Raw genomic sequence first — 25,664 nt, forward strand, 5'->3', positions numbered from 1 at the left:
GATGGCCACGTCGGGAGAGCGCCGCGGTGGCGGGCTCGGAGTGTCCGTCGGCCAGAACGTCCGCGCCGAGCGCGAACGCCTCGGCATCTCCGTGCGCGAGCTCGCGCGCCGTCTGGGCGTCTCGGCCTCGTTCCTCTCGCAGTTCGAGCTGGGCCAGAGCCAGGCCGCGGTGAGCACGCTCTTCGCGATCGCCACCGAGCTGAACCTGTCCCTCGACGACCTGCTGGGCAACGACGTCGATCGCGAGGGATCGCGGAACGGGAGGCTCAGCCGCGAGGACGCCGAGGCGTTCCAGGAGTACCTCTCCTTCCAGAGCGGCGTCCGCTGGAAGCGGCTTGCGAACACGACCCCGGAGCACCACGTGCAGTTCCTGCTCACCGAGTACGACCCCGGCTCGGACTCCGCACCCGAGGGCGCACCGCAGCACCACCCGGGCGACGACTACGGCTACGTCCTCGAGGGCACGCTCACGATCGACATCGACGGGGAGCGGCGGGAGCTCGAGGCCGGGGAGTCGATCCACATGCGGGGTGACGTCCCGCACCGGCTGCGCAACGAGACCGACTCGCTCGTGCGGGCGATCTGGTTCGTCACGAGCTGAGGGCCCCGCGACCAACCGATCGCCAACGGGCAAGGTCCACGATCGGGGTGACGCCCGTCACACCGACCCGGGAGGACCCATGCACACACGCGGCGCGATCATCAAGGAAGCACCCGGCACCTACGAGGTCGTCGACCTCGAGGTTGACGACCCGAGGCAGGGCGAGCTCCAGGTCCAGATGGTGGCCTCGGGGCTGTGCCACTCCGACGACCACATCGCGACGGGGGACATCCCGGTCGGGGTCTATCCGTTCGCTGGCGGCCACGAGGGTGCCGGGATCGTGACCGCGGTCGGTCCGCACACGCCCGGGTGGAAGGAGGGCGACCACGTCGTCTTCTCGTTCCTGCCGTCGTGCGGCCGGTGCACGTGGTGCTCGCGCGGCATGCAGAACCTCTGCGACCTCGGCGCGACCCTGCTCGTGGGCTCCCGCTGGGAGGACCCGGAGGACTTCCGGCTCTCGTACGAGGGCAGGCCGGTCGGCCAGATGTGCGGCATCTCGACCTTCTGCGAGGTCACCACCGTCGCCGTGGACTCCGCGGTGAAGGTCCCCGACGACGTCCCGCTCGACAAGGCGTGCCTGATCGGGTGCGGTGTCGGCACCGGCTGGGGCTCCGCGGTGAACTCGGCCGAGGTGCGGCCCGGCGACGTGGTCGTCGTGATGGGCATCGGCGGCATCGGCATCAACGCGGTCCAGGGTGCCGCGCACGCCGGGGCGTCGATGGTGATCGCGGTCGACCCGGTCGAGCTCAAGCGGGAGCGGTCCCTGGAGTTCGGCGCGACGCACGCGGTGGCGACGATGGAGGAGGCGACCGAGCTGGCCCACTCGGTGACCAACGGCCAGGGCGCGGACTCGGCGATCGTAACCGTCGGCGTCACCACCGGTGAGCACCTCGCCCAGGCGATGGCGGCGATCCGCAAGGCCGGCACGGTCGTGGTGACCGGGCTGGGCAACATCGCCGAGATCGGCGCACCCATCTCCCTCGCGGACGTCACGCTCTTCCAGAAGCGCATCCAGGGCTCGCTCTTCGGCGCCTCCAACCCGAAGACGGACATCCTCAAGCTGCTGCGGCTCTACGGCGAGGGCAGCCTCAAGCTCGACGAGCTGGTGACGCGCACCTACAAGCTCGACGAGGTGGCCCTCGGCTACGAGGACATGCATGCCGGCCGCAACCTGCGCGGGGTGATCCAGTACTGACGGGGGCGAGAGCTTCGTCGTCCAGGCCGGGTCGTCGATGGGCGCCTCCGGCAGGATTCGAACCTGCGGCACCTGGTACCGGAAACCAGTGCTCTATCCCCTGAGCTACGGAGGCATCGCCCCGCCGCGACGGGACTGCGCAGAACCCTACAGCCGACCCGCGGGGAGGGTGCAATCGGTCGGGTGATCGGCCCGGCCGTCCCACCCCGGAAACCGATGCGGGAGCGGGCCGGGCGCGCCGATACCCTTGCCCGGTGACTCCCGAGCAGCTCTCCACCGCGATCGTCGACGTCCTGACGACCCTGTCCGCCGAGGGTGCGATCACCCTGCCGGACGGGGTCCCGACGAACGTGACGGTGGAGCGCCCGCGACAGAAGGGTCACGGAGACTACGCGACCAACGTGGCCCTCCAGCTCGCCAAGTCGGCCGGGAGCAACCCGCGCGACTTCGCGGCCCTGGTCCAGCGGCGCCTGGAGCAGGTGGAGGGCGTCGCCGCGGTCGAGATCGCCGGACCGGGCTTCCTCAACATCTCGGTCTCCGCCGGCGCCCAGGGCGTCGTCGCGGCCCGGATCGTCGAGGCCGGCGCGGCGTACGGCGCCAACGACTCGTTCGCGGGCGAGAAGGTCAACCTGGAGTTCGTCTCGGCCAACCCGACGGGCCCGATCCACATCGGCGGCGTCCGGTGGGCCGCGGTCGGCGACGCGCTCGGCCGGGTCTTCGAGATGTCCGGTGCGAAGGTCACCCGCGAGTACTACTTCAACGACCACGGCGCCCAGATCGACCGGTTCAGCAGCTCCCTGCTGGCCAGCGCCAAGGGCGAGCCCGCGCCCGAGGACGGCTACGGCGGCACCTACATCCACGACATCGCGGCCGCCGTGGTGGCCAAGGAGCCTCAGGTCCTGACCCTCACCGACGAGGAGGCCCAGGAGGTCTTCCGCGCCGAGGGCGTCGAGATGATGTTCGAGGAGATCAAGAAGAGCCTCCACGACTTCGGCGTGGACTTCGACGTCTACTTCCACGAGAACAACCTCCACCGCAGCGGAGCGGTCGACCGCGCCATCGCCCGGCTCACCGAGCTCGGCAACACCTACGAGCAGGACGGGGCGCTCTGGCTGCGCACCGAGAAGTACGGCGACGACAAGGACCGGGTCGTCGTGCGGTCCAACGGGCAGCCGGCGTACCTCTCCGGCGACCTCGCCTACTACCTCGACAAGCGCGAACGCGGCTTCGACCGCTGCCTGATCATGCTGGGCGCCGACCACCACGGCTACGTCGGCCGGATGATGGCGATGTGCGCCGCGTTCGGCGACGAGCCCGGCAGGAACCTCGAGATCCTGATCGGCCAGCTGGTCAACCTGCTCCGCGACGGCGCCCCGCTGCGGATGTCCAAGCGCGCCGGCACGGTCGTCACGATCGACGACCTCGTCGAGGCGATCGGCGTCGACGCCGCCCGCTACGCGCTCTCGCGCTACTCCACCGACGTCAACATCGACCTCGACCTGGAGCTGTGGGCCAGGGCGACCAACGACAACCCGGTCTACTACGTGCAGTACGCGCACGCGCGCACCTGCCGGATGGTGGAGAACGCCGCCGACCTGGGCATGTCGCTGGCCGACGCCGTGGCGTCCTTCGACCCCGCGCTCCTCTCCCACGAGCGCGAGGGCGACCTGCTGCGAGCTCTCGCGGAGCTCCCGCGCGTCGTGTCCGCGGCCGCCGAGCTGCGCGCACCGCACCGGGTCGCGCGGTACCTCGAGGACCTCGCCGCGGTGTTCAACAAGTGGTACGACACCCGTGAGTGCCGCATGCTCCCGCAGGGTGACGAGCCGGTCGCGCCGATCAACCGGGCGCGGCTCGTGCTGACCGTCGCCGCCCAGACGGTGCTCGCCAACGGACTCGGCCTGCTCGGCGTGTCGGCCCCGGAGCGGATGTAGCCGCATGTCCCACGAAGCAGGCTGGGCGCACGCGCCGGGCGCCCTGAGGGGGCCCGCCTGGCTGCGCGAGCCGACCGATCCCGACGCCCTCGTCGCGCACCTGTGGTCGCAGACCGCCCACAAGGTCGACGGCGAGCTGCGCGTCGGCGGGCTGGCGGTCCCCGACCTCGTCGCCAACGTCAACACCCCGGCGTACGTGCTCGACGAGCAGGACTTCCGGTCCCGCGCCCGTGCCTTCCGCGACGCGTTCGCGGCGTACGACGTCTTCTATGCCGGCAAGGCCTTCCTGTGCACCGCGGTCGCGCGGTGGGTGCAGGAGGAGGGGCTCTGCCTCGACGTGTGCTCCGATGGTGAGCTGACCGTGGCGCTGCGGGCCGGCTTCGACCCGGCGCGGATCGGGTATCACGGCAACAACAAGTCGCTGACCGAGCTGCGCCGCGCGGTGGCCGCGGGCGTCGGCCGGATCATCGTCGACTCGTTCGACGAGATCGAGCGGCTCGAGACGATCACGGCCGAGCCCGGCATGTCCGCCCGGGTGATGGTGCGCGTCACCGCCGGGGTTGAGGCACACACCCACGAGTACATCGCGACCGCCCACGAGGACCAGAAGTTCGGGTTCTCGATCACCAGCGGCGACGCCTTCGAGGCCGTACGCCGGCTGCAGGACGCGCCGGGCATCGAGCTGCTCGGGCTCCACTCCCACATTGGCAGCCAGATCTTCGACTCCTCCGGGTTCGAGGTCGCGGCCCGCCGGGTGCTCGCCCTGCAGGCCCGGGTGAGCGACGAGCTCGGCGTCACGCTGCCGGAGATGGACCTGGGCGGCGGGTTCGGCATCGCCTACACGACCCAGGACGACCCGTCCGACCCGGCCCAGCTCGCGACCGAGATGAGCAAGATCGTCGAGCACGAGTGCCGCGCGCTCGGGATCCCGGAGCCCCGGCTCTCGATCGAGCCCGGCCGCGCGATCGTGGGTCCGGCGATGTGCACCGTCTACACCGTCGGCACGGTCAAGCGGGTGCAGCTCGACGGCGGCGCCGTGCGCACCTACGTCAGCGTCGACGGCGGCATGAGCGACAACATCCGCACCGCGCTCTACGACGCCGACTACTCCTGCACGATCGCCTCCCGCCCCTCCGACGCCCCGCCGGTGCTGGCCCGCGTCGTCGGCAAGCACTGCGAGGCCGGCGACATCGTGGTCAAGGACGAGTTCCTCCCCGGCGACGTGCGTCCGGGCGACCTGCTGGCCGTGCCGGCCACCGGCGCCTACTGCCGGTCCATGGCCTCCAACTACAACCACGTCCTGCGCCCGCCGGTGGTCGCGGTGCGGGACGGGGTCGCGCGCGTCGTCGTGCGCCGCGAGACTGAGGACGACCTGCTGGCGACGGACATGGGTGATACGTGATGGAGAGCGACAAGCCTGCTCTGCCCGATCGACTGCGGGTGGCGGTGCTCGGCTGCGGCTCGGTGGGCTCGCAGGTGGTGCGGCTGCTCGACGAGCAGGCACGTGACCTGGCGGCCCGCGTCGGGGCGCCGGTCGAGCTGGCCGGCGTCGCCGTACGCCGCCTCGACGCCCCGCGCGACGTCGAGGTCCCCGACGGGCTCCTCACGACGGACGCCACCGGGCTGGTCACGCGTGACGACGTCGACCTCGTGGTCGAGGTGATCGGCGGCATCGAGCCCGCGCGGTCGCTGATCCTCGCCGCGCTCGAGAGCGGCAAGTCGGTCGTCACCGCCAACAAGGCGCTGCTCGCCGAGGACGGCCCGACGCTCTTCGAGGCCGCCGAGAAGGTCGGCCGGGACCTCTACTACGAGGCCGCGGTCGCCGGCGCCATCCCGATCCTGCGCCCGCTGCGCGAGTCGCTCGCCGGCGACAAGGTCACCCGGGTGCTGGGCATCGTCAACGGCACCACCAACTTCATCCTCGACCGGATGGACACCTCCGGCGCCGGCTTCGCCGAGGCGCTCGAGGAGGCCCAGGAGCTCGGGTACGCCGAGGCCGACCCGACCGCGGACGTCGAGGGATTCGACGCCGCCGCCAAGGCCGCGATCCTCGCCTCGCTCGCCTTCCACTCGCGGGTGACCGCCAACGACGTCTACCGCGAGGGCATCTCGGAGGTCACGGCAGCCGACGTCGCCTCCGCCCGCGACATGAGCAGCGTCGTGAAGCTGCTCGCCATCTGCGAGCTGCGACCCACCGACGACGGCCAGAGTGCGGTCGCCGTGCGGGTCCACCCGGCGATGATCCCCCGGTCGCACCCGCTCGCCTCGGTCCGGGAGGCCTACAACGCGGTGTTCGTCGAGTCCGAGGCCGCCGGCCAGCTGATGTTCTACGGACCGGGCGCCGGCGGAGCCCCCACCGCCTCGGCCGTGCTCGGCGACCTCGTCACGGTCGCCCGCAACCGGCTCGCGGAGACCCGGGGCGCCGGCGAGTCGGCGTACGCCGACCGGGCCGTGCTGCCGATGGGGGAGACGGTCACCCGCTACCACGTCGCGATCGACGTCGACGACCGGGCCGGCGTGCTGGCCGCCGTCGCCATGGCCTTCTCCGAGCACGGCGTGTCGATCCAGACCGTGCGGCAGGAGGGCCGCGGGGAGGACGCGCAGCTCGTCGTCGTCTCGCACGAGTCGTCCGACGCCCAGCTCGCGGCGACGGTCGCGACGCTGAGCGGCATGGACGCGGTCCGCGAGGTCACCTCGGTGATGCGGGTGGAGGGAATCGCGGAATGACCATCGAGAAGACGCGCCAGTGGCGCGGCGTCATCGAGGAGTACCGCCCGCTGCTGCAGATCCCCGAGGGCACCGCCGCGGTGACCCTCCGCGAGGGTGGCACGCCCCTGGTCCACTCGGGATGGCTGTCGGAGCTGACCGGCGCCGAGGTCTGGCTCAAGGTCGAGGGCGACAACCCGACCGGGTCGTTCAAGGACCGGGGCATGACCGCGGCCATCTCCGTCGCGAAGCACGACGGCGCGCAGGCGGTCGTCTGCGCGTCCACCGGCAACACCTCGGCCTCGATGGCGGCGTACGCCGCCAGGGCCGGCCTCAAGCCGCTGGTGCTCGTGCCCGAGGGCAAGATCGCGGCGGGCAAGATGGCGCAGGCGATCCTGCACGGCGCGCAGGTGATCATGGTGCGCGGCAACTTCGACGACTGCCTCGCGATGGCGAAGGGCCTCTCCTGGGACTACCCCGTGGCGCTGGTCAACTCGGTCAACCCGGTGCGCCTCGAGGGGCAGAAGACGGCGGCGTTCGAGATCGTCGACTTCCTCGGCGATGCCCCCGACTACCACCTCCTGCCGGTCGGCAACGCGGGCAACGTCTCGGCGTACTGGCTCGGCTACACGCAGTACGCCGACGCCGGCCTGGCCACGCGGACCCCGGTGATGCGCGGCTTCCAGGCCGAGGGTGCGGCGCCGCTGGTGACCGGCGAGCCGTTCCCGGACCCCGAGACCCGCGCGACCGCGATCCGGATCGGCAACCCCGCGTCGTGGAAGCTCGCCGAGGCGGCCCGCGACGAGTCCGGCGGTGCCTTCGCCGCCGTCAGCGACGACCACATCCTGGCGGCCCAGCGCGAGCTCGCCTCCCGCGACGGTGTCTTCGTCGAGCCGGCCTCGGCGGCCGGTGTCGCCGGGCTGCTCCAGGAGCTCGCGGGCGGCACGTCGTACCGCGGCAGCACCGTCGCCATCACGGTCACGGGCCACGGGCTCAAGGACATCGCGACCGCTCTCGAGGGGTTCACGGAGAGCGGCCACAGCATCGTCGACACGGTCGTCGACGCCGACGTGACGGCGGCGGCCGCGGCCGCCGGTCTGACCTGACGCCGGTGGCGACCTTCGTCGACGGCCCGGTGCGGGTCACCGTCCCCGCGACCTCCGCCAACCTCGGCCCCGGCTTCGACTCGCTCGGCCTGGCGCTCTCCTTGCGCGACGAGCTCACCGCGCAGGTGACCGGCGGGGGACTGGACGTCGAGGTGACGGGCGCGGGCGCCGCCGACGTGCCACGCGACGAGTCGCACCTGGTCGTCCGGTCGATGCGCGCGGCGTTCGACCTGATGGGCGCGCAGCCGCCGGGCCTGCGGCTGACGTGCACCAACGTCGTGCCCCACGCACGCGGTCTCGGGTCGTCGTCCGCCGCGATCGTCGCCGGCGTGACGCTCGCTCGCGGCCTCGTGGCGGGCGGGTCGCTGCTGGCCGACGATCACGCGCTCTTCCGGCTGGCCGCGCGTCTCGAGGGCCACCCCGACAACGTCGCGCCGGCCCTCCTCGGCGGGTTCACCATCTCGGGCCGCGACGAGGACGGCGAGTTCTTCACGGTGTCATCACCCGTCGACCCGCGGGTGCAGGCCGTCGTGTTCGTGCCGCCGACCCCGGTCTCGACCGAGGTCGCCCGAGGGCTGCTGCCCGCGGAGGTACCGCACGCCGACGCGGCCGCCGCCGCCGGCCGCACCGCGCTGCTCGTCGCGGCGCTGGCCGGCCAGCCCGAACAGCTGCTGCGGGCGACGCGCGACTACCTGCACCAGCAGTACCGCCGCCCCGCCATGCCGGAATCCGTCGACCTCGTCGACCGGCTGCGCGGCGACGGCGTACCGGCGCTGGTCTCGGGGGCCGGGCCCACCGTGCTCGCGTTCACCGATGCCGCCGGCGCCGAAGGGATGCGGGGGCGGTGTCCGCAGGGCTGGGCGTGCCACGCCCTCGGCATCGAGACGGTCGGGGCCCGCATCGCCTGAGCCGGTGGTATCTTGAAGCCGCGCCGGTCACTCGGCGTGGCACCGCCGGTCCAGTCACCGGCATCGTGCACCCTCTTCCTCGATCGGCGGCGCTGTCCCGTGTTCATGGGGGCCGCCGTCCTGTCCCTGGCCGCCTCGTGACGAGAGCGACGACGGGCGAGGAGCCAATGACCAGAAGCCGCCGGCCCGACGCCGGCCGGCGCTGATACGTGGGAAGGACCTCACGTGACGGAAACCATCGGAGCCACCGCGGGCGACGCCGACGGCGCGGGCGACCAGGGCGGCGCGGCCGACCGGAAGCCGGCGAAGAAGCCGACGACCAAGCGCGGCGGCGGGCTCAACTCCATGCTCCTCGCGGACCTCAAGTCGATGGCCGCCGGCATGGGGATCGCCGGTGCGGGCTCGATGAAGAAGGCCCAGCTGGTCGAGGCCATCAAGGCCCACCAGGGCGGGGGCTCCAGCCGGGCCAAGCCCCAGGACGACACGCCGGACAGCACGCAGGACAGCACGCCGGACAGCGCGCCGGACAAGCCCCAGGTCAGGACCCGGACCCGCTCGCAGGCCAGGTCGCAGGGCCCCGCGCAGGCCAGGTCGCAGGACCGGCCGCAGCAGACCCCCGAGAGCGCGGCGCCGGACTCGTCCGGCGACCAGCCGCGGGAGAGGTCCTCGGACCGGGCCCCGCAGGAGCAGGGCCGCAGGGACCGTGCACAGGGCCAGCAGCAGGACAAGCAGCAGCGCCAGCAGCCGGACAAGCAGCAGCCGGAGAAGCAGCAGCCGGACAAGCAGCGCGACCGGCAGCAGGACAGGTCCGACGACAACAAGCAGACGGGCCGGCGGCAGGACCGGCAGCAGGACCGGCAGCAGGACCGGCAGCAGGACCGGCAGCAGGAGCATCAGCAGAGCGACCACGACGGCGACGACGAAGAGGGCGGCAGCCGTCGCAACCGGCGTCGCCGCGGCCGCGATCGCAACCGCCCGGCCGGCGGGCGCAACGAGCCCGACACGACGATCCTCGAGGACGACGTCCTGGTGCCGGCCGCGGGCATCCTCGACGTGCTCGACAACTACGCGTTCGTGCGCACCAGCGGCTATCTCGCGGGCGCCGACGACGTCTACGTCTCGCTGTCGATCGTGCGGAAGTTCGGGCTGCGTCGCGGTGACGCGATCGTCGGCCAGGTGCGCCAGCCCAGGGAGGGCGAGCGCAGGGAGAAGTTCAACCCGATGGTCCGCATCGACGCCGTCAACGGTGCTGACCCCGAGACCGCAAGGAACCGGGTGGAGTTCTCCAGGCTCACCCCGCTCTACCCCTCGGAGCGGCTCCGCCTGGAGACCGGTCCCGACAACCTCGTCGGCCGGGTGATCGACATCGCCGCGCCCATCGGGAAGGGCCAGCGCGGCCTGATCGTCTCTCCGGCGAAGGCCGGCAAGACCATGGTCATGCAGTCGGTCGCAAAGTCGATCACGACCAACAACCCCGAGTGCCACCTGATGGTGGTGTTGGTTGACGAGCGGCCCGAGGAGGTCACCGACTTCGAGCGGTCGGTCAAGGGCGAGGTCATCTCGTCGACGTTCGACCGGCCGCCCAGCGACCACACGACGGTCGCTGAGCTCGCGATCGAGCGGGCCAAGCGCCTGGTCGAGCTCGGGCACGACGTGGTGGTGCTGCTTGACGGCATCACCCGGCTGGGTCGCGCGTACAACCTGGCCGCCCCGGCCAGCGGCCGCATCCTCTCCGGTGGCGTCGACTCCGCCGCGCTCTACCCGCCGAAGAAGTTCTTCGGCGCGGCCCGCAACATCGAGAACGGCGGCTCGCTCACCATCCTCGCCACGGCGCTCATCGAGAGCGGGTCGAAGATGGACGAGGTGATCTTCGAGGAGTTCAAGGGCACCGGCAACATGGAGATCCGGCTGCGCCGCGACTTCGCGGACAAGCGGCTCTTCCCCGCGATCGACGCGGTCCAGTCCGGCACCCGTCGCGAGGAGCTCCTGATGAGCAAGGAGGAGCTCGCGATCGTCTGGAAGCTGCGCCGCGTGCTGAGCTCGCTCGACGGGCAGCAGGCGCTCGAGCTGCTGCTGGAGCGGCTGAAGAAGTCGCAGACCAACATCGAGTTCCTCAGGCAGGTCCAGCAGAGCACGCCGACCGTGTCCGGTCGGGAGGAGTGAGGAGCGCCGCGGCACTCCGCGTCCGGCGTGGCCCATCGTGCGCGCCGGTGCGCCGTCTCCGGCTAGGGTGACACCGCACATGAGAACGGAAGGGGAGCCGCGTGGCTCGGATCCTGGTCGCTGACGACGACGTCGACATCCGCGAGCTCGTCGAGTTCAAGCTCTCGACCCTCGGGCACGACGTCGTCGCCGTGGCGGACGGCGCGGCGGCGATCGATGCCTGCCAGGCCGAGCGCCCGGACCTCGCCGTGCTGGACGTGATGATGCCGGGCGTGTCCGGCCTCGACGCGATCCGCGCGATCCGCGCCGACCCGGCGCTGGCGGACCTGCCGGTGATCCTGCTGACGGCCAGGGCCCAGGAGTCCGACGTCGAGACCGGCTTCGACTCGGGCGCCGACGACTACATCACCAAGCCGTTCAGCCCCCGCGAGCTGGCCTCGCGCGTGCAGGCGCTGCTCACCCGTTCCAGCTGAGCTTGCGCGGTCGCGACCGGCGTGTCGAGACCCAGTCGCTCTCCCGGAAGGGGGTCCCCGCACGGCGGGAATGCCACCGATTACCGCGGCGTTGCAGCCCATGCCACAATCGTCTGTCGGCTCCGGTTCACGCCACACTCGCAGGGAGTGGGCGACCCGGCGGCCATCGAGAGGACACCCCATGAAGAAGGACATCCACCCGGAGTACGTGGACACCCAGGTGACCTGCACCTGCGGCGCCTCGTTCACCACCCGCAGCACCGCGACCTCCGGCGTCATCCACGCCGACGTCTGCTCGCAGTGCCACCCGTTCTACACCGGCAAGCAGAAGATCCTCGACACCGGCGGCCGCGTCGCCCGCTTCGAGGCCCGCTACGCCAAGAAGGCCGCTGACGCCAAGAAGTAGCTGTCTCCGAGCGCCGGCTCCTGCCCCCGTGGCAGGGCCGGCGCTCGTCGTCTGTTCGGAGGATGCGCGTCGAGGGAGGCACCTGATGTTCGAAGCCGTCGAGGGCATGCTGGCCGAGCACAGCGAACTGGAGGGCCGGCTGGCGGAGCCGGAGACGCACGCCGACGCGCGCCTGGCGAAGCAGCTCAACCAACGGTACGCCGCGCTGTCGTCCATCATCGGCGCCTGGCGGGAGTGGCAGCAGCTCGGTGACGACATCGGCGCCGCCCGCGAGCTCGCCGGGGAGGATCCGGCGTTCGCCGAGGAGGCCGAGGCACTGGCCGCGCGCCACCACGACGCCGAAGAGCGGCTGCGTCGCCTGCTCGTGCCCCGGGACCCCGCCGACGACAAGGACGCGATCCTCGAGGTGAAGTCCGGGGAGGGTGGGGAGGAGTCGGCGCTGTTCGCCGGCGACCTGCTCCGCATGTACACCAGGTACGCCGAGGCGCGCGGCTGGAAGGTCGAGGTCCTCGACGCCGCCGAGTCCGACCTGGGCGGCTACAAGTCGGTCACGGTCGCGGTCAAGGCGAAGGGGGCGCACCAGAGTACGCAGAGCCCCGTCGAGGCGCCGTACGCCCTGCTGAAGTTCGAGGGTGGCGTCCACCGGGTGCAGCGGGTGCCCGTGACGGAGTCGCAGGGCCGGGTCCACACGAGCGCCGCCGGCGTGCTGGTGCTGCCGGAGGCCGAGCAGGTCGACGTGCAGGTCGACGACAACGACCTGCGCATCGACGTCTTCCGCTCCAGCGGCCCGGGCGGGCAGAGCGTGAACACCACCGACTCGGCGGTCCGCATCACCCACCTGCCGACCGGCATCGTAGTCAGCTGCCAGAACGAGAAGAGCCAGCTCCAGAACAGGGAGCAGGCGCTGCGCATCCTGCGCTCCCGCCTGCTCCAGGCCGCCCAGGACGCGGCGGACGCCGAGGCCGGCGAGGCGCGCCGCAGCCAGGTGCGGACGGTCGACCGCTCCGAGCGGATCCGCACCTACAACTTCCCGGAGAACCGGATCTCCGACCACCGCACTGGCTACAAGGCCTACAACCTCGACCAGGTGCTCGACGGCGACCTCCAGCCGGTGCTCGACTCCTGCGTCGAGGCCGACCTGGCCGCCCGGCTCGAGGCGCTCGAGCAGTGAGGCCGCAGTGACGCGACCCCGCGAGGTGCTCGCCGGGGCCGCGACGCGGCTGGGCGAGGCCGGGGTCGCGAGCCCCGAGCACGACGCCGCCGAGCTGCTCGCGCACGTGCTCGGCACCGCCAGGAGCCGGCTGCCGCTCGTCGACGACGTGCCCCTCGACCTGCTGGGAGAGTACGACACGCTGGTCGCGCGCCGCGCCGCACGGGTGCCCCTCCAGCACCTCACCGGCGTCGCCCACTTCCGGCACGTGGAGCTCTTCGTCGGCCCCGGCGTGTTCGTGCCACGGCCCGAGACCGAGCTGCTGGCGGGGTGGGCGATCGACCGGGCGGCGCTGCTCGACGCGCCGGTCGTGGTCGACCTGTGCACGGGATCGGGCGCGGTCGCCAAGGCGATCGCCGACGAGGTCCCGGCTGCCACCGTGCACGCCGTCGAGCTGGACGACCCGGCGCACGCCTGGGCCGAGCGCAACCTGGTCGGCACCGGCGTCGACCTGCGGCACGGCGACTTCGCGACGGCGTTCGACGACCTGCGCGGCACGGTCGACGTGGTGACGTGCAACCCGCCGTACATCCCGCTCGAGGCCTGGGAGTCCGTCGCACCGGAGGCACGCGACCACGACCCGCACCTGGCGCTCTTCTCGGGCGACGACGGCCTCGACGCGATCAGGGTGCTCGCGCGCCGCGCCGCGCAGCTGCTGCGCCCGGGCGGGGTGCTCGGCTTCGAGCACGCCGACGTGCAGGGCGAGTCCGCGCCCGGCGTGCTCGCCGCCACCGGGCACTGGGTCGACGTCCGCGACCACCTCGACCTGGCAGGTCGTGCGCGATTCACGACGGCCCGGCTGGCACGATGACCTTCGTGAGGACCGAGCAGTGAGTGGCCGCTACCCCACCGGGACCGAGGAGGAGCGCGAGGCTGCGGTCGAGGCCGCGGCCCTGGCCGTGCAGCAGGGCGAGCTGGTCGTGCTGCCGACCGACACCGTCTACGGCCTCGGGGCCGACGCCTTCGACCCCGTCGCGGTGCGCGACCTGCTGGCGGCCAAGGGCCGGGGGCGGGAGATGCCGCCGCCGGTGCTGGTGAGCGCCGCGACCACGCTCGACGCGCTCGCCGTGCGCGTGCCCGGCTACGCGCGGGCGCTCGTCGAGGCGTTCTGGCCCGGACCCCTCACCGTCGTGTGCCACCAGCAGAGCTCGCTCCAGTGGGACCTCGGCGACACCCGTGGCACGGTCGCCGTCCGGATGCCCGACCACCCGGTCGCGATCGCGCTCCTGGAGCGCACCGGCCCGCTCGCGGTGAGCTCCGCCAACAAGACCGGCATGCCCGCCGCCACCGACGCCGACCAGGCCGTCGAGATGCTGGGCGACGAGGTCTCGGTCGTCGTCGACGCCGGGGAGAGCCCGGGGGGAGAGGCGTCCACGATCGTCGACTGCACCGGCGACCAGGGGCGCATCCTGCGGCGCGGGGCGCTCTCCCTCGACCGGCTCAACGAGGTCCTCGAGCCTCTCGGAGCGACCCTCACCGACGAGGGCTAGCGGACGGCGCATGCGGGAGTACCTCCTCGTCTTCCTCGTCGCCGCGGCGGCGACCTACCTGCTCACCGTGATCGCGCGCGAGATCGCGCTGCGCACGGGCGCGGTGGCGAAGGTCCGCGACCGCGACGTGCACGCCGTGCCGATCCCGTACCTGGGGGGCCTCGCGATGCTCGGCGGGCTGGTGACCGCCTACGTCGTCGCCCGTGAGCTGCCGTTCCTCTCCACGAGCCAGCCGTTCGTCTTCCGCGACGCCGGCATCGTGCTCATCGCCGGGGCCCTCATCTGTGCGGTCGGCGTGCTCGACGACCTCTTCGAGATCGACGCCCTCACCAAGCTGGGCGGCCAGGTCCTCGCCGCCGGCTTCCTGATCGCGTTCGGCATCCAGTTCTTCTTCTTCCCGGGCCCGGACAACGTCCAGTACACGATCGACTCTGCCCAGGGGGCGCTGCTGACCGGCTTCGTGGTGGTCGCGACCGTGAACGCGGTGAACTTCGTCGACGGTCTCGACGGGCTCGCCGCGGGAGTCGTCGGGCTCGGCGCCGCGGCGTTCTTCGTCTACTGCTACCAGCTCTCGAGCTTCAACAACGTCACGCTCGCCACGACCGGTGCGCTGCTGAGCGCGTCGCTGGCCGGGGCCTGCGCGGGGTTCCTGCCCCACAACTTCCACCACGCACGCCTCTTCATGGGCGACAGCGGCTCGATGCTCATCGGTCTCGTGCTCTCCGCGAGCACGGTCACGCTCACGGGACAGTTCACGCCCCGCCAGATCACCGAGGGCGCGGCCGGTTCGCAGGCGAGCTTCCTCCCGACGCTGCTGCCGGTGCTGCTCCCGGTCTCGCTGCTGATCGTGCCGATCCTCGACCTGGTCCTGGCGGTCGTACGCCGCACCCGCGCCGGCCGGTCGCCGTTCGCCCCCGACAAGCAGCACCTCCACCACCGGATGCTCGAGATCGGGCACTCCCACCGACGCGCCGTGCTGATCATGTACCTCTGGGCGGCGCTGGTCGCCTTCGGCACCGTGCTGATCAGCCTCTACAGCGACGAGCCCTGGATGTGGACCGTCGTGAGCGTGATGGCCGCCGTGACGATCGCGGCCACCTTCCTGCTGCCGCGCCTGCACCGGCCCGACGGTCCGACCTCCGCGCCGGGCCCGCCGACGGGTCCGCCGACGGGCGTCGACCCCGGGAGTCCCCCCGGACAGTCCGTGCCCGAGGGCGCCTGAGAGACTGTCCGCCGACCCCTTGGGGGCCGGTTTCGGCCGCGCACAGCGCTTGTGCTAGTTTTCACAAGCACCCCAGCACCGCCCGTACCAGCCACGAGAGAACGGCCGCCGACGATGACGACCGCGACCATCCGGACCCCGGGTACCGCCCCGAAGACCGGCCTGTCTGGCTGTGGTAGTTTCGCGCAGTCGCCGGGTGCCACGCGGGTCCGAGTCCGTGGCCTTCGTTCCGGCGTCTTCAAGCCTGCCGATGACAGTGCCGACGAATGGGACTTGGGTGGATGGTCGATGAGCGTTCCGAAGCCGGCGGTGGTGCCGGCCCCGGAGCCGGGCTGCGAGGCCGCGACCTCATCGGTCTCGGCGGTCTCCTCGCCGGGTCCGTGGTCCTCGGCCTCGTCGTCGGCCTCCTGGTCGACCGAGCGGCCGGCAGCGCGCCCATCGGCGTGCTCATCGGCATCGGCCTCGGCGTCCTCGCCGGCTGCGTCGGCTTCGTCGCGAAGGTCCGGGCCGCCCTGCGGGGGTGAGCCGCGGTGACCGCGACCGAGATGAGCACCGAGATGAGCACTCCGATGTCCGAGCCCGCCCGGGAACCCGGTCCGTCGCCGGCCAGGGCCTCCGTCTGGCGCGTGGTCAAGGACCAGCGCAAGGTCGGCCTGGTCGCCCTCGCCCTGATGGTCGCGAGCCTGTGGATCGTCGCCCAGGTCGACACCTGGCTGCTCGCGGGCTGCATCGCGGGCGGCGTCCTGCTCGGCCTGGTCAACCACCTGGCGACGGAGTACTGGCTGCTCAAGACGATCACGTCGGGGGAGCAGCCGACCCGCCGTCAGATGATCGTCGCGACGATCGTCCGCCTGACCTTCCTCACGGTGGTCGCGATCGCCGCCGCCGTGATCCTGTGGCCCGACGGCATCGGGCTGCTGCTCGGCCTGGCCATCTTCCGGCTCATCGCCCTGGTGATGACCACCCTCCCGTTGCTGAAGGAGCTCAAGAACCCATGACCGGCCTGATCTCCCTGACCGGCCTCCTGCCCCTGGCCGCCGAGGGGCACGAGGAAGAGGAGTCGACGATCCAGATCGGCCACCACCGCACGGCCGAGTGGCTCGGGATGACGTTCAACACCGACACGATCATCTCGACGCTGGTCGCGGGCGCCCTGGTGCTGATCCTGGGCTTCGTCGTTGTCCGCCAGATGAACAAGCAGACCGAGGACCACGTCCCGACCAAGACGCAGATCCTGTGGGAGTCCGTCGTCGGCGAGGTCAACAAGCAGGTCAACGACAACCTCGGCAAGGTGCACCCGTACGTCGCACCGCTGGCGATCTCGCTGTTCTTCTTCATCCTCTTCGCCAACTGGCTGGAGCTGGTGCCGACCAGGCTCAACGACGACGCGCACCTGCTGCCCGCGCCGACGGCCGACACCAACCTGACCTACGCGCTCGCCGCCGTGACGATGGTCAGCGTCTGGGCCTACGGCATCCGGCAGAAGGGCACGAAGGGCTACTTCAAGCACTTCCTCGAGCCGTTCCCGGTGCTGCTGCCGCTGAACATCCTCGAGGAGCTGACCAAGCCGATCACGCTCGCGCTGCGACTCTTCGGCAACATCTTCGCCGGCGGCATCATGCTGTCGCTGATCGGGCTCATCCCGATCTACGCGTTCTGGGCGCCCAACCTGATCTGGAAGGCGTTCGACATGTTCATCGGCGCGATCCAGGCATTCATCTTCGCCCTCCTGACCGTCCTCTACTTCGCGATGGCCGGAGCCGGCCACGAGGAGCACGAGCTCCACGAGGAGTACGAGGAGGAGGAGCGACGCAAGAAGGCCGACGCCGCGCACGCGGACGAGGCCGCCCCCGTACCAGCGCACTGACCCACGAGGTCGGTCGTTCACAGAGGTAACCGATGCGCCGCTCCCCGGCGCGAAACCAAGGAGAAAAGATCACAATGGCAGTAACTGATGACGCCGTGACCCTGGCCGGCGCCTTCGTCGGTGGTGGCATCGCCCTCGCGGGTGGCGCGATCGGCGCCGGTATCGGTGACGGTCTGGCCGGTTCGTCGTACATCGAGGGCGTCGCGCGCCAGCCGGAGGCCCAGGGCCGCCTGCAGACCATCTTCTTCCTGACGGTGGGTCTGGTCGAGGCGATGTTCTTCATCAACCTCGCGTTCATGGCGCTGTTCGTCTTCGTCCTCGGCTGATCCGGGGCACTCGCCCCACCTAGCCAGAAGCAAGCAAAGGAACCCATTCGATGGCAAGCGTTGCGATCACTCCCATGGAGAGCAACTTCCTCGTCCCGAACGCGACGTTCTTCGTCGAGCTCGCGGCGTTCGCACTGCTGCTGTTCCTGCTGGCGAAGTACGTCATCCCGCCGATCAACCGTGCGATGACCCGCCGCCAGGACGCGATCCGCGCGCAGTTCGCCGAGCTCGACGAGGCCAAGTCCGAGGCCAATGCGGCCGAGGAGGAGTTCAAGTCGCAGATCGCCGACGCGCGCCACGAGGCGGCGCGGATCCGCGAGGAGGCGCGCGAGCAGGGCGCCGCGATCATCGCGGAGATGCGTGAGCAGGCCCAGGCGGAGTCCACCCGCATCGTCGAGCACGCGCACGCGCAGATCGAGGCCGACCGCAAGGCTGCGGCCGCGTCCCTGCGCGCCGAGGTCGGCACGCTCGCCACGACGCTGGCCGGCCGGATCGTCGGGGAGTCCCTCGACGACGAGGCCCGGCAGAGCCGGGTCGTCGACCGCTTCCTCTCGGATCTGGAAGGCGCCAACTGATGGACCTGCGTGGAGCGTCGGCCGAGTCCCTGCGGGAGCTCACCGCCGAGCTGGACGGGGCGCTGCGCGCCGGCCAGCACGCCGAGCGTGTCGCCGGCGAGCTGTTCGACGTCGCCTCGCTGCTCCGGGCCGAGCCGGCCCTGCGCCGGTTCGCGACCGACGCGTCGCTGCCGCCGGAGGCCAAGCAGGGCCTCGCCAAGCAGGTCTTCGACGGCAAGGTCGACGACGTGACGCTCGCGCTGGTCACCAGCGCGGCGGCGCGTCGCTGGACCGCGACCCGCGACCTGCCCGACGCGATCGAGAAGCTCAGCGAGCTCACCTGGGTGACCTCGGTGGGCGGCGACTCGGACCGGCTCGCCGACGAGCTGTTCGCCCTCGGGCAGACCGTGGCGGCGCACCCCGAGCTGCGGGACGCGCTCGCCAACCCGGCGCGCTCGCGCGACGACAAGGCTGCGCTGCTCGACACGCTGCTCACGGGCAAGGCGCTAGACGCGACGGCCGCGCTCGCGAAGCAGGCCCTCGGCGGCACCTACCGGACGATCGGCGCGGCGCTCGCGGCGTACCGCAACGTCGCCGCCGAGGCGCACGGCGAGGCCGTGGCCACGGTCCGCGTCGTCAGCCCGCTCGGCAAGGCAGAGCGCGACCGCCTCGCAGACGCGCTGTCGAAGCAGTACGGCAAGAAGGTGCACCTCAACGAGGTCGTCGACCCCGGCGTGCTCGGTGGCCTCCGGGTCGAGATCGGGGACGACGTCATCGACGGCACCGTCTCCAGCCGCCTCGACGACGCCCGGCGCAAGCTGGTCGGCTGACCGCAACCGGCTCATCCACACGAACTTCAGTAGAGAACCAAGAGAGTAGGGACGAAGATGACGGAGCTTTCGATCCGTCCGGAGGAGATCCGCGACGCGCTGCAGAAGTACGTCGCCGACTACCAGCCCGAGGCGGCGAGCAAGGAAGAGGTCGGCACGGTCGCGCAGGCCGGCGACGGCATCGCCCGCGTCACCGGCCTGCCCTCGGCGATGGCCAACGAGCTGCTGGAGTTCGAGGACGGGACGCTCGGCATCGCGCTGAACCTCGACACCCGCGAGATCGGCGTCGTCATCCTCGGTGACTTCGACAAGATCGAGGAGGGCCAGACGGTCCGCCGTACTGGCGAGATCCTCTCGGTCCCCGTCGGCGACGGCTTCATGGGCCGCGTGGTCGACCCGCTCGGCAACCCGATCGACGGCCTCGGCGACATCGCGTCCGAGGGTCGTCGTGCTCTCGAGCTCCAGGCGCCCACGGTGATGCAGCGCAAGTCGGTGCACGAGCCGCTCGCCACCGGCATCAAGGCGATCGACTCGATGACGCCGATCGGTCGTGGCCAGCGCCAGCTGATCATCGGCGACCGCGCGACCGGCAAGACCACGATCGCGATCGACACGATCATCAACCAGAAGCAGAACTGGGAGTCAGGCGACCCGACCAAGCAGGTCCGCTGCATCTACGTCGCCATCGGCCAGAAGGGCTCGACCATCGCCTCCGTGCGTGGCGCCCTCGAGGAGGCCGGCGCGCTCGAGTACACCACCATCGTCGCCGCCCCGGCGTCCGACAGCGCGGGCTTCAAGTACCTCGCGCCGTACACCGGCTCGGCCATCGGCCAGCACTGGATGTACGACGGCAAGCACGTCCTGATCGTGTTCGACGACCTGACCAAGCAGGCCGAGGCCTACCGTGCCGTGTCGCTGCTGCTGCGTCGCCCGCCGGGCCGTGAGGCCTACCCCGGCGACGTCTTCTACCTGCACAGCCGGCTGCTCGAGCGCTGCGCGAAGCTGTCCGACGACATGGGCGCGGGCTCGATGACCGGTCTGCCGATCATCGAGACCAAGGCGAACGACGTCTCGGCGTACATCCCGACCAACGTCATCTCGATCACCGACGGCCAGATCTTCTTGCAGTCGGACCTCTTCGCGGCCAACCAGCGCCCGGCGATCGATGTCGGTGTGTCGGTGTCCCGCGTGGGCGGCTCGGCGATGACCAAGGCGATGAAGGCCGTCACGGGATCGCTCAAGGTCGACCTGGCGCAGTACCGCGCGATGGAGGCGTTCGCGATGTTCGCCTCCGACCTCGACGCGGCCTCGCGTCAGCAGCTCGACCGCGGCCAGCGACTGATGGCGCTCCTCAAGCAGCCGGCGTACTCCCCGTACCCGGTCGAGGAGATGACCGTGTCGCTGTGGCTGGGCACCTCCGGCCGCCTCGACCGGGTCCCGACCGACGACGTCGCCCGCTTCGAGCGCGAGTTCCTCGACTACCTGCGGCGCTCGCACGACGGCATCCTCTCGGCGATCCGGGAGACGCTGAAGTTCGAGGACGACACCGAGCAGTCGCTCGAGCAGGCCTACGACTCCTTCCTCGACCAGTTCGAGACCTCCGAGGGCGGGTCGATCAAGGTCGGCCACGAGCCGCAGGCCGAGGCCCTCGAGGACGACGAGGTCGAGCAGGAGCAGATCGTCCGGCAGAAGCGGGGCTGAGGCATGGCCGTATCGCTGCGTGAGTACCGCGCGCGGATCAAGTCGACGGAGTCGATGAAGAAGATCACGCGCGCCATGGAGCTCATTGCTGCGTCCCGCATCATCAAGGCGCAGCAGCGGGCCCAGTCGGCCGCGCCGTACGCCCGCGAGCTGACCCGTGCCGTCTCGGCGGTGGCGACCTACTCCAACGTCGACCACCCGCTGACGCGCGAGCCGGAGGACCCGAAGCGGGCCGCCGTGCTCATCGTGACCAGCGACCGCGGCCTGGCCGGTGCCTACTCGTCGAGCGTGCTCAAGGAGGCCGAGCGCCTCGCCGAGCGCCTTCGCGGCGAGGGCAAGGAGATCGACACCTACATCTGCGGCCGCAAGGGCGAGGCGTACTACAAGTTCCGTGGTCGTCCCGTCGTCGCGTCGTGGACGGGCTTCTCCGATCAGCCGTCGTACGACGCCGCCCACGAGATCGGCCGCACCCTGATCGACGCGTTCCTCGCCGAGGAGGGCGAGCCGAACGCCGTCGACGAGGTGCACGTCGTCTTCACCCGGTTCCGCTCGATGCTCGTCCAGGAGCCGACCGACGTGCGGCTGCTGCCGCTCGAGGTCGTCGAGGGCGAGGAGAAGCCCGACCGGGCAGAGGTGCTGCCGCTCTACGAGTTCGAGCCGTCGGCCGAGGCGGTGCTCGACGGGCTGCTGCCGCAGTACGTCCAGAGCCGGATCTTCTTCGCGCTGCTCCAGGCCGCCGCCTCCGAGCTCGCGGCTCGGCAGAAGGCGATGAAGTCGGCGACCGACAACGCCGACGAGCTCATCAAGAAGTTCACCCGTATCGCCAACCAGGCCCGCCAGGCCGGCATTACCCAGGAAATCAGCGAGATCGTCGGAGGCGTCAACGCGCTCGCCGACGCCCAAGCCGGCCAAGACTGAAGCGGAGAAGTGAAAGACATGACTGCAACGATCGACGAGACCCAGGAGACGGGCACCGCCGGTGTCGGTCGCATCGCCCGGGTGATCGGCCCGGTGGTCGACGTGGAGTTCCCCGTCGACGCGATGCCCGACATCTACAACAAGCTGGAGAGCGAGGTCACGCTCGGTGGTGAGACCACCGTGCTGCCCCTCGAGGTCGCCCAGCACATCGGCGACGGCATGGTCCGCGCCATCTCGCTGAAGCCGACCGACGGCCTGGTCCGCGGCGCGCAGGTGGCCGACACCGGCGGCCCGATCACCGTGCCCGTGGGCAACGCGACCCTCGGCAGGGTGTTCAACGCGACCGGCGACGTGCTCAACCTCGACGAGGGCGAGACCCTCGACGTCGAGGAGCGCTGGGGCATCCACCGCAAGGCGCCGGCGTTCGACCAGCTCGAGTCGAAGACCCAGATGTTCGAGACCGGCATCAAGGTCATCGACCTGCTCACGCCGTACGTGCAGGGCGGCAAGATCGGCCTGTTCGGTGGCGCGGGCGTGGGCAAGACCGTGCTCATCCAGGAGATGATCGCGCGCGTCGCGAAGGACCACGGTGGTGTGTCGGTGTTCGCCGGTGTCGGCGAGCGCACCCGTGAGGGCAACGACCTGATCGTGGAGATGGAGGAGGCCGGGGTCATCGGCCAGACCGCGCTCGTCTTCGGCCAGATGGACGAGCCGCCGGGCACCCGCCTGCGGGTCGCGCTGTCCGCGCTCACGATGGCGGAGTACTTCCGCGACGTGCAGAACCAGGACGTGCTGCTCTTCATCGACAACATCTTCCGGTTCACCCAGGCCGGCTCCGAGGTGTCCACCCTGCTCGGCCGCATGCCGTCCGCGGTGGGCTACCAGCCGAACCTCGCCGACGAGATGGGCACGCTCCAGGAGCGGATCACCTCGACGCGTGGTCACTCGATCACCTCGATGCAGGCGATCTACGTGCCCGCGGACGACTACACCGACCCGGCGCCGGCGACGACGTTCGCGCACCTCGACGCGACCACCGAGCTCTCGCGTGAGATCGCGTCGCTGGGCATCTACCCGGCGGTGGACCCGCTGACCTCGACCTCGCGGATCCTCGACCCGCAGTACATCGGTCAGGCCCACTACGACTGCGCGATCCGCGTCAAGCAGATCCTGCAGCGCAACAAGGAGCTCCAGGACATCATCGCGATCCTCGGTGTCGACGAGCTCTCCGAAGAGGACAAGATCATCGTGTCCCGGGCCCGCCGCATCCAGCGCTTCCTGTCGCAGAACACCTACGTGGCCAAGCAGTTCACCGGCATCGAGGGCTCGACGGTCCCGGTCTCGGAGACCATCGAGGCGTTCAACAAGATCGCGGACGGCGAGTACGACCACGTGGCCGAGCAGGCGTTCTTCATGTGCGGCGGTCTGGACGACGTCGAGCAGAAGTGGGCCGAGATCCAGAAGAACCTCTGAGGCTCCGATGGCAGACAACGACCAGCTCCAGGTGGAGCTCGTGGCGGCCGACCGGACCGTGTGGTCCGGTCAGGCCACCATGATCATCGCCAAGACGGCGGACGGCGACATCGGCGTGCTGCGCAACCACATGCCGGTGCTCTCGCTCCTGGTCGACGGCGTCATCTCGGTCGACCCGGTCGACGGCGACCGGATGTACGCCGCGGTCGACGGAGGGTTCCTCTCGGTGGCCAACAACCGGGTCTCGATCCTCGCGCAGTACGCCGCGCTCGCCGACGAGATCGACGTCGAGGCAGCGCGCGCCGAGTTCGAGGCCGCGCAGGGTGAGGACTCCGACGAGGCCCAGGAGCGCGCCCGTCGCGCCGAGGCCCGGATCCGGGCGGTCGAGAAGGCCTCCTGACCGGGCCGACCCACCGCCGACCCGCCGCCGGGCTGTCGCCGGGGTGCCGCTAGGGTGTGCACCCTCGGCGAGGGACCGGAAGGAGGGCGTGGATGCCGGTGTGGCAGTGGCTGCTCGACGCAGCCGGTGCGCTCCTGCTCCTCGTCCTGTGCTACGGCCTCGGCCTCGTCGTCCGCCGCCGGTGGCTCTCTCGCCACGGCGGCACCTTCGAGCTCAGCTACCGCGTCCGACATGAACATGTCGGACGCGGTTGGCTTCTCGGGCTCGGCCGCTACTCGGGCGAGCGGCTGGAGTGGTTCCGCTACTTCTCGCTCTGGCCGGGGCCTAAGCGGGTCCTCCAGCGGTCCGAGGTGACCTTCACCGGTCGCCGCGAGCCCGAGGGCCCCGAGCAGATGTCGCTCTACCCCGAGCACGTCGTGATCTCCTGCCGGACCCCCACCGGTGCCGTCGAGCTCGCGATGTCCCCGGCGTCGCTGATGGGCTTCCAGTCCTGGCTGGAGTCCGGCCCCCCGGGCACCGACTGGACCCGGCCGCCGCGCTGACCCGGACCCGGGGACAAGTGCAGGAATACCCGGTGCACCGGGGATTCCTGCGCTTCTCGGCCGTTGCGTCACCCCAGAACGTCAGGGATTGCCCGAGAAGTAGGGACCTTGCCGACCGTCCCGGAGTCGGGGCTCCGTGGTCAGGAGGTCGCCTGACCCTCGTAGAGGCGCGGGACGGGGTGGTTGGCGAGGAAGACCCCGTGCGGGTCGACCGCGCTGCGGATCCCGGTGAGCTGGGTCCAGGTGTCGTCGCCGTAGATCGATCGGGCGTCGACCGGGGTCTCGGCGAAGTTGCCGTACTGGCGGCCGCTCTGGAACGGCGCCAGCGCCTGGGTGAACCGGACCGCGTCGGCGTGGGTCTGCGCGCCCATCTCGGGCGTCATGGCGATGCCGCCGGCGAAGGTGACGAACTGCGCGTCGAGCTGCTTGAGCACTCCTCCTCCCTCGTGCGGGCGGCCGAGCGCGCCGCCGAGCTGCCGGAGCTCGGCCATCAGCAGCGAGGTCCGCGCATCGGGGCCGGCCTCCGCGACGAACGCGTCGAGGGCGGCGTCCGGGAAGGCGCGGAGCATCGCGGTGTCGGAGGCGAACGGCGCGCCGCCCTCGGGGTCCATGTGCAGGCGCACCAGCGACTTGGCGGGGACCCGGGCGAAGGTGTCCATGGTCGGCTTGAGGGCACGCAGTCCTGCGAGGAGCTCCTCGCCGCGCGCGTCGGAGCCGAGGACGGCGCCGTCGATGATCACGAGCTCCCTGCCGCGGAGGAAGTCGGGCAGCTCGGGCATCGGGGGCAGCCGCATCGCGCGGAAGGCGGTCGTGATCTCGTCCGGCGCGTCCGGGGCCCAGGCGGCCCACTCGCGGAGCACCGGCTCGAGGTCGCGCAGGTCCCACATGAGGAACCCGGCGTACGCCGTCTCGATCTCGTACATCCGGAACTCCAGCGCGGTGACGACACCGAAGTTGCCGCCGCCCCCGCGCACGGCCCAGAAGAGCTCGGCGTTGGTGCGGGCGTCGGCGCGCACCAGCGTGCCGTCCCCGATGACGATCTCGACGGCGGTGAGGCTGTTGGCCGCGAGACCGAGCGTGCGGGCGTACCAGCCGATGCCGCCGCCCAGGCTGTAGCCGGCGATGCCGACGTCGGGGGAGGAGCCGTGCAGCACCGCCTTGCCGTGGGCGGCCGCGGCGTCGACCGCGGGCTCCCAGACCGTGCCGCCCTCGACACGAACGACGCCGCGCGCCGGGTCGGCGATCGCGGAGCTGAGCTCGGAGGTGCGCAGCAGGACGGTGTCGTCGAGGCCGCGGGCCGCGAGCGGGCCGGCGTTGTGGCCGGTGCTCTGCGGCGCGACGCGCAGGCCCGCCTCGGCGGCGCGCCGGACGACGGTGGCGACCTCGGCGGCCGTGCGGGGGAGCGCGACGGCGGCCGGCCGCTGGTCGACGGCGAGGTTCCAGGCGACGCGTGCGGCGTCGTACCCCTCGTCGCCCGGGACGTGGAGGCGGCCGGGGAGCAGCCCGCGGAGGGCGGTGGCGGCGCCGGTGGTGGCGCGCTGGTCGGCGTTGAGCTCGATGGTCATGGTTGGTGACTCCTGGGGAGGCGGTTTCGATCGGGTGGTAGGACCCTGCACCTCGCCTCTTGGAGGTGACTTTGAGC

General features: G+C 71.3%; 26 protein-coding genes and 1 tRNA gene. 25 read left to right on the top strand and 2 right to left on the bottom strand.

What is annotated here, in order from left to right; genetic code table 11:
• The first annotated feature begins 1 nt into the window (after position 1).
• Both PZ894_RS09250 and PZ894_RS09255 read left to right on the top strand, forming a co-directional pair.
• Positions 2 to 601, top strand: coding sequence for a cupin domain-containing protein (locus tag PZ894_RS09250; protein WP_275744213.1), 600 nt, complete (start codon positions 2 to 4; stop codon positions 599 to 601).
• A gap of 79 nt (positions 602 to 680) precedes the next feature.
• Positions 681 to 1,796 (top strand): NDMA-dependent alcohol dehydrogenase, encoded by a 1,116-nt coding sequence (locus tag PZ894_RS09255; RefSeq protein ID WP_275744214.1) that lies wholly within the window; start codon positions 681 to 683, stop codon positions 1,794 to 1,796.
• Between the two features lie 42 nt (positions 1,797 to 1,838).
• On the opposite strand, the gene PZ894_RS09260 is transcribed toward PZ894_RS09255, so the two are convergent.
• A tRNA-Arg gene (locus PZ894_RS09260) sits at positions 1,839 to 1,911 on the bottom strand.
• Between the two features lie 139 nt (positions 1,912 to 2,050).
• Between PZ894_RS09260 and argS the strand changes: the two genes are divergently transcribed.
• From argS to PZ894_RS09375, 23 genes are all read left to right on the top strand, one after another.
• Positions 2,051 to 3,727, top strand: coding sequence for an arginine--tRNA ligase (gene argS / locus PZ894_RS09265; RefSeq protein ID WP_275744215.1), 1,677 nt, complete (start codon positions 2,051 to 2,053; stop codon positions 3,725 to 3,727).
• A gap of 4 nt (positions 3,728 to 3,731) precedes the next feature.
• Positions 3,732 to 5,129 carry a diaminopimelate decarboxylase gene (gene lysA / locus PZ894_RS09270; protein ID WP_275744216.1) on the top strand — a complete coding sequence of 466 codons (1,398 nt, stop codon included), beginning with the start codon at positions 3,732 to 3,734 and terminating at the stop codon, positions 5,127 to 5,129.
• The gene (locus PZ894_RS09275; protein WP_275744217.1) at positions 5,129 to 6,454 is read left to right on the top strand and encodes a homoserine dehydrogenase; all 1,326 of its coding nucleotides are present in this window, start codon (positions 5,129 to 5,131) and stop codon (positions 6,452 to 6,454) included. Before lysA ends, PZ894_RS09275 begins: the two co-directional genes overlap by 1 nt.
• Entirely contained in the window at positions 6,451 to 7,539 is a 1,089-nt protein-coding gene (thrC, locus tag PZ894_RS09280) for a threonine synthase (RefSeq protein ID WP_275744218.1), read from the top strand. The genes PZ894_RS09275 and thrC overlap by 4 nt, the downstream gene beginning before the upstream one ends.
• 5 nt (positions 7,540 to 7,544) lie before the next feature.
• Entirely contained in the window at positions 7,545 to 8,447 is a 903-nt protein-coding gene (thrB, locus tag PZ894_RS09285; RefSeq protein ID WP_275744219.1) for a homoserine kinase, read from the top strand.
• Between the two features lie 345 nt (positions 8,448 to 8,792).
• Complete coding sequence (gene rho, locus PZ894_RS09290; protein ID WP_275744270.1) at positions 8,793 to 10,610, top strand: transcription termination factor Rho; 1,818 nt, start codon at positions 8,793 to 8,795, stop codon at positions 10,608 to 10,610.
• 101 nt (positions 10,611 to 10,711) lie between these two features.
• Positions 10,712 to 11,083, top strand: a complete 372-nt coding sequence (locus PZ894_RS09295) for a response regulator (RefSeq protein ID WP_275744220.1) — start codon at positions 10,712 to 10,714, stop codon at positions 11,081 to 11,083.
• Positions 11,084 to 11,264: 181 nt separating this feature from the next.
• A complete protein-coding gene (gene rpmE, locus PZ894_RS09300; RefSeq protein WP_275744221.1) occupies positions 11,265 to 11,489 on the top strand; it encodes a 50S ribosomal protein L31 in 225 nt (74 codons plus the stop codon).
• Positions 11,490 to 11,574: 85 nt separating this feature from the next.
• Complete coding sequence (gene prfA, locus PZ894_RS09305) at positions 11,575 to 12,660, top strand: peptide chain release factor 1 (protein WP_275744222.1); 1,086 nt, start codon at positions 11,575 to 11,577, stop codon at positions 12,658 to 12,660.
• 7 nt (positions 12,661 to 12,667) lie between these two features.
• Entirely contained in the window at positions 12,668 to 13,510 is an 843-nt protein-coding gene (gene prmC / locus PZ894_RS09310; RefSeq protein ID WP_275744223.1) for a peptide chain release factor N(5)-glutamine methyltransferase, read from the top strand.
• Positions 13,511 to 13,529: 19 nt separating this feature from the next.
• Positions 13,530 to 14,189 (top strand): L-threonylcarbamoyladenylate synthase, encoded by a 660-nt coding sequence (locus tag PZ894_RS09315; RefSeq protein WP_275744224.1) that lies wholly within the window; start codon positions 13,530 to 13,532, stop codon positions 14,187 to 14,189.
• A gap of 10 nt (positions 14,190 to 14,199) precedes the next feature.
• A complete protein-coding gene (locus PZ894_RS09320) occupies positions 14,200 to 15,411 on the top strand; it encodes an MraY family glycosyltransferase (RefSeq protein ID WP_275744225.1) in 1,212 nt (403 codons plus the stop codon).
• A gap of 281 nt (positions 15,412 to 15,692) precedes the next feature.
• Complete coding sequence (locus PZ894_RS09325; RefSeq protein ID WP_275744226.1) at positions 15,693 to 15,935, top strand: AtpZ/AtpI family protein; 243 nt, start codon at positions 15,693 to 15,695, stop codon at positions 15,933 to 15,935.
• A gap of 6 nt (positions 15,936 to 15,941) precedes the next feature.
• The gene (locus tag PZ894_RS09330) at positions 15,942 to 16,409 is read left to right on the top strand and encodes an ATP synthase subunit I (RefSeq protein WP_275744227.1); all 468 of its coding nucleotides are present in this window, start codon (positions 15,942 to 15,944) and stop codon (positions 16,407 to 16,409) included.
• Complete coding sequence (atpB, locus tag PZ894_RS09335; RefSeq protein ID WP_275744228.1) at positions 16,406 to 17,278, top strand: F0F1 ATP synthase subunit A; 873 nt, start codon at positions 16,406 to 16,408, stop codon at positions 17,276 to 17,278. The genes PZ894_RS09330 and atpB overlap by 4 nt, the downstream gene beginning before the upstream one ends.
• Positions 17,279 to 17,352: 74 nt before the next feature.
• Entirely contained in the window at positions 17,353 to 17,604 is a 252-nt protein-coding gene (locus PZ894_RS09340; RefSeq protein WP_275744229.1) for a F0F1 ATP synthase subunit C, read from the top strand.
• Positions 17,605 to 17,678: 74 nt separating this feature from the next.
• Positions 17,679 to 18,179, top strand: a complete 501-nt coding sequence (locus PZ894_RS09345; protein ID WP_275744230.1) for a F0F1 ATP synthase subunit B — start codon at positions 17,679 to 17,681, stop codon at positions 18,177 to 18,179.
• A complete protein-coding gene (locus PZ894_RS09350) occupies positions 18,179 to 18,988 on the top strand; it encodes a F0F1 ATP synthase subunit delta (RefSeq protein ID WP_275744231.1) in 810 nt (269 codons plus the stop codon). The genes PZ894_RS09345 and PZ894_RS09350 overlap by 1 nt, the downstream gene beginning before the upstream one ends.
• A gap of 57 nt (positions 18,989 to 19,045) precedes the next feature.
• The gene (gene atpA, locus PZ894_RS09355) at positions 19,046 to 20,689 is read left to right on the top strand and encodes a F0F1 ATP synthase subunit alpha (protein WP_275744232.1); all 1,644 of its coding nucleotides are present in this window, start codon (positions 19,046 to 19,048) and stop codon (positions 20,687 to 20,689) included.
• A 3-nt stretch (positions 20,690 to 20,692) separates the two neighbouring features.
• Entirely contained in the window at positions 20,693 to 21,607 is a 915-nt protein-coding gene (locus tag PZ894_RS09360) for a F0F1 ATP synthase subunit gamma (RefSeq protein WP_275744233.1), read from the top strand.
• An 18-nt stretch (positions 21,608 to 21,625) separates the two neighbouring features.
• Entirely contained in the window at positions 21,626 to 23,080 is a 1,455-nt protein-coding gene (gene atpD / locus PZ894_RS09365; RefSeq protein ID WP_275744234.1) for a F0F1 ATP synthase subunit beta, read from the top strand.
• 7 nt (positions 23,081 to 23,087) lie between these two features.
• Positions 23,088 to 23,480 carry a F0F1 ATP synthase subunit epsilon gene (locus PZ894_RS09370; protein ID WP_275744235.1) on the top strand — a complete coding sequence of 131 codons (393 nt, stop codon included), beginning with the start codon at positions 23,088 to 23,090 and terminating at the stop codon, positions 23,478 to 23,480.
• 92 nt (positions 23,481 to 23,572) lie between these two features.
• Entirely contained in the window at positions 23,573 to 24,022 is a 450-nt protein-coding gene (locus PZ894_RS09375) for a DUF2550 domain-containing protein (protein WP_275744236.1), read from the top strand.
• 140 nt (positions 24,023 to 24,162) lie between these two features.
• On the opposite strand, the gene PZ894_RS09380 is transcribed toward PZ894_RS09375, so the two are convergent.
• The gene (locus tag PZ894_RS09380; protein ID WP_275744237.1) at positions 24,163 to 25,587 is read right to left on the bottom strand and encodes an FAD-binding oxidoreductase; all 1,425 of its coding nucleotides are present in this window, start codon (positions 25,585 to 25,587) and stop codon (positions 24,163 to 24,165) included.
• Positions 25,588 to 25,664: the final 77 nt, after the last annotated feature.

The organism is Nocardioides sp. YIM 152315 (assembly GCF_029210375.1).
Lineage (GTDB): Bacteria > Actinomycetota > Actinomycetes > Propionibacteriales > Nocardioidaceae > Nocardioides.

Excerpts from the sequence above, each read along its gene's own strand:
- PZ894_RS09250 (WP_275744213.1), top strand. The coding sequence starts at position 2 with ATGGCCACGTCGGGAGAGCGCCGCGGTGGCGGGCTCGGAGTGTCCGTC.
- PZ894_RS09255 (WP_275744214.1), top strand. The coding sequence starts at position 681 with ATGCACACACGCGGCGCGATCATCAAGGAAGCACCCGGCACCTACGAG.
- lysA (WP_275744216.1), top strand. The coding sequence starts at position 3,732 with ATGTCCCACGAAGCAGGCTGGGCGCACGCGCCGGGCGCCCTGAGGGGG.
- PZ894_RS09275 (WP_275744217.1), top strand. The coding sequence starts at position 5,129 with ATGGAGAGCGACAAGCCTGCTCTGCCCGATCGACTGCGGGTGGCGGTG.
- thrC (WP_275744218.1), top strand. The coding sequence starts at position 6,451 with ATGACCATCGAGAAGACGCGCCAGTGGCGCGGCGTCATCGAGGAGTAC.
- rho (WP_275744270.1), top strand. The coding sequence starts at position 8,793 with ATGCTCCTCGCGGACCTCAAGTCGATGGCCGCCGGCATGGGGATCGCC.
- rpmE (WP_275744221.1), top strand. The coding sequence starts at position 11,265 with ATGAAGAAGGACATCCACCCGGAGTACGTGGACACCCAGGTGACCTGC.
- prfA (WP_275744222.1), top strand. The coding sequence starts at position 11,575 with ATGTTCGAAGCCGTCGAGGGCATGCTGGCCGAGCACAGCGAACTGGAG.
- PZ894_RS09320 (WP_275744225.1), top strand. The coding sequence starts at position 14,200 with ATGCGGGAGTACCTCCTCGTCTTCCTCGTCGCCGCGGCGGCGACCTAC.
- PZ894_RS09325 (WP_275744226.1), top strand. The coding sequence starts at position 15,693 with ATGGTCGATGAGCGTTCCGAAGCCGGCGGTGGTGCCGGCCCCGGAGCC.
- atpB (WP_275744228.1), top strand. The coding sequence starts at position 16,406 with ATGACCGGCCTGATCTCCCTGACCGGCCTCCTGCCCCTGGCCGCCGAG.
- PZ894_RS09340 (WP_275744229.1), top strand. The coding sequence starts at position 17,353 with ATGGCAGTAACTGATGACGCCGTGACCCTGGCCGGCGCCTTCGTCGGT.
- PZ894_RS09345 (WP_275744230.1), top strand. The coding sequence starts at position 17,679 with ATGGAGAGCAACTTCCTCGTCCCGAACGCGACGTTCTTCGTCGAGCTC.
- PZ894_RS09350 (WP_275744231.1), top strand. The coding sequence starts at position 18,179 with ATGGACCTGCGTGGAGCGTCGGCCGAGTCCCTGCGGGAGCTCACCGCC.
- atpA (WP_275744232.1), top strand. The coding sequence starts at position 19,046 with ATGACGGAGCTTTCGATCCGTCCGGAGGAGATCCGCGACGCGCTGCAG.
- PZ894_RS09360 (WP_275744233.1), top strand. The coding sequence starts at position 20,693 with ATGGCCGTATCGCTGCGTGAGTACCGCGCGCGGATCAAGTCGACGGAG.
- atpD (WP_275744234.1), top strand. The coding sequence starts at position 21,626 with ATGACTGCAACGATCGACGAGACCCAGGAGACGGGCACCGCCGGTGTC.
- PZ894_RS09370 (WP_275744235.1), top strand. The coding sequence starts at position 23,088 with ATGGCAGACAACGACCAGCTCCAGGTGGAGCTCGTGGCGGCCGACCGG.
- PZ894_RS09375 (WP_275744236.1), top strand. The coding sequence starts at position 23,573 with ATGCCGGTGTGGCAGTGGCTGCTCGACGCAGCCGGTGCGCTCCTGCTC.
- PZ894_RS09380 (WP_275744237.1), bottom strand. The coding sequence starts at position 25,587 with ATGACCATCGAGCTCAACGCCGACCAGCGCGCCACCACCGGCGCCGCC.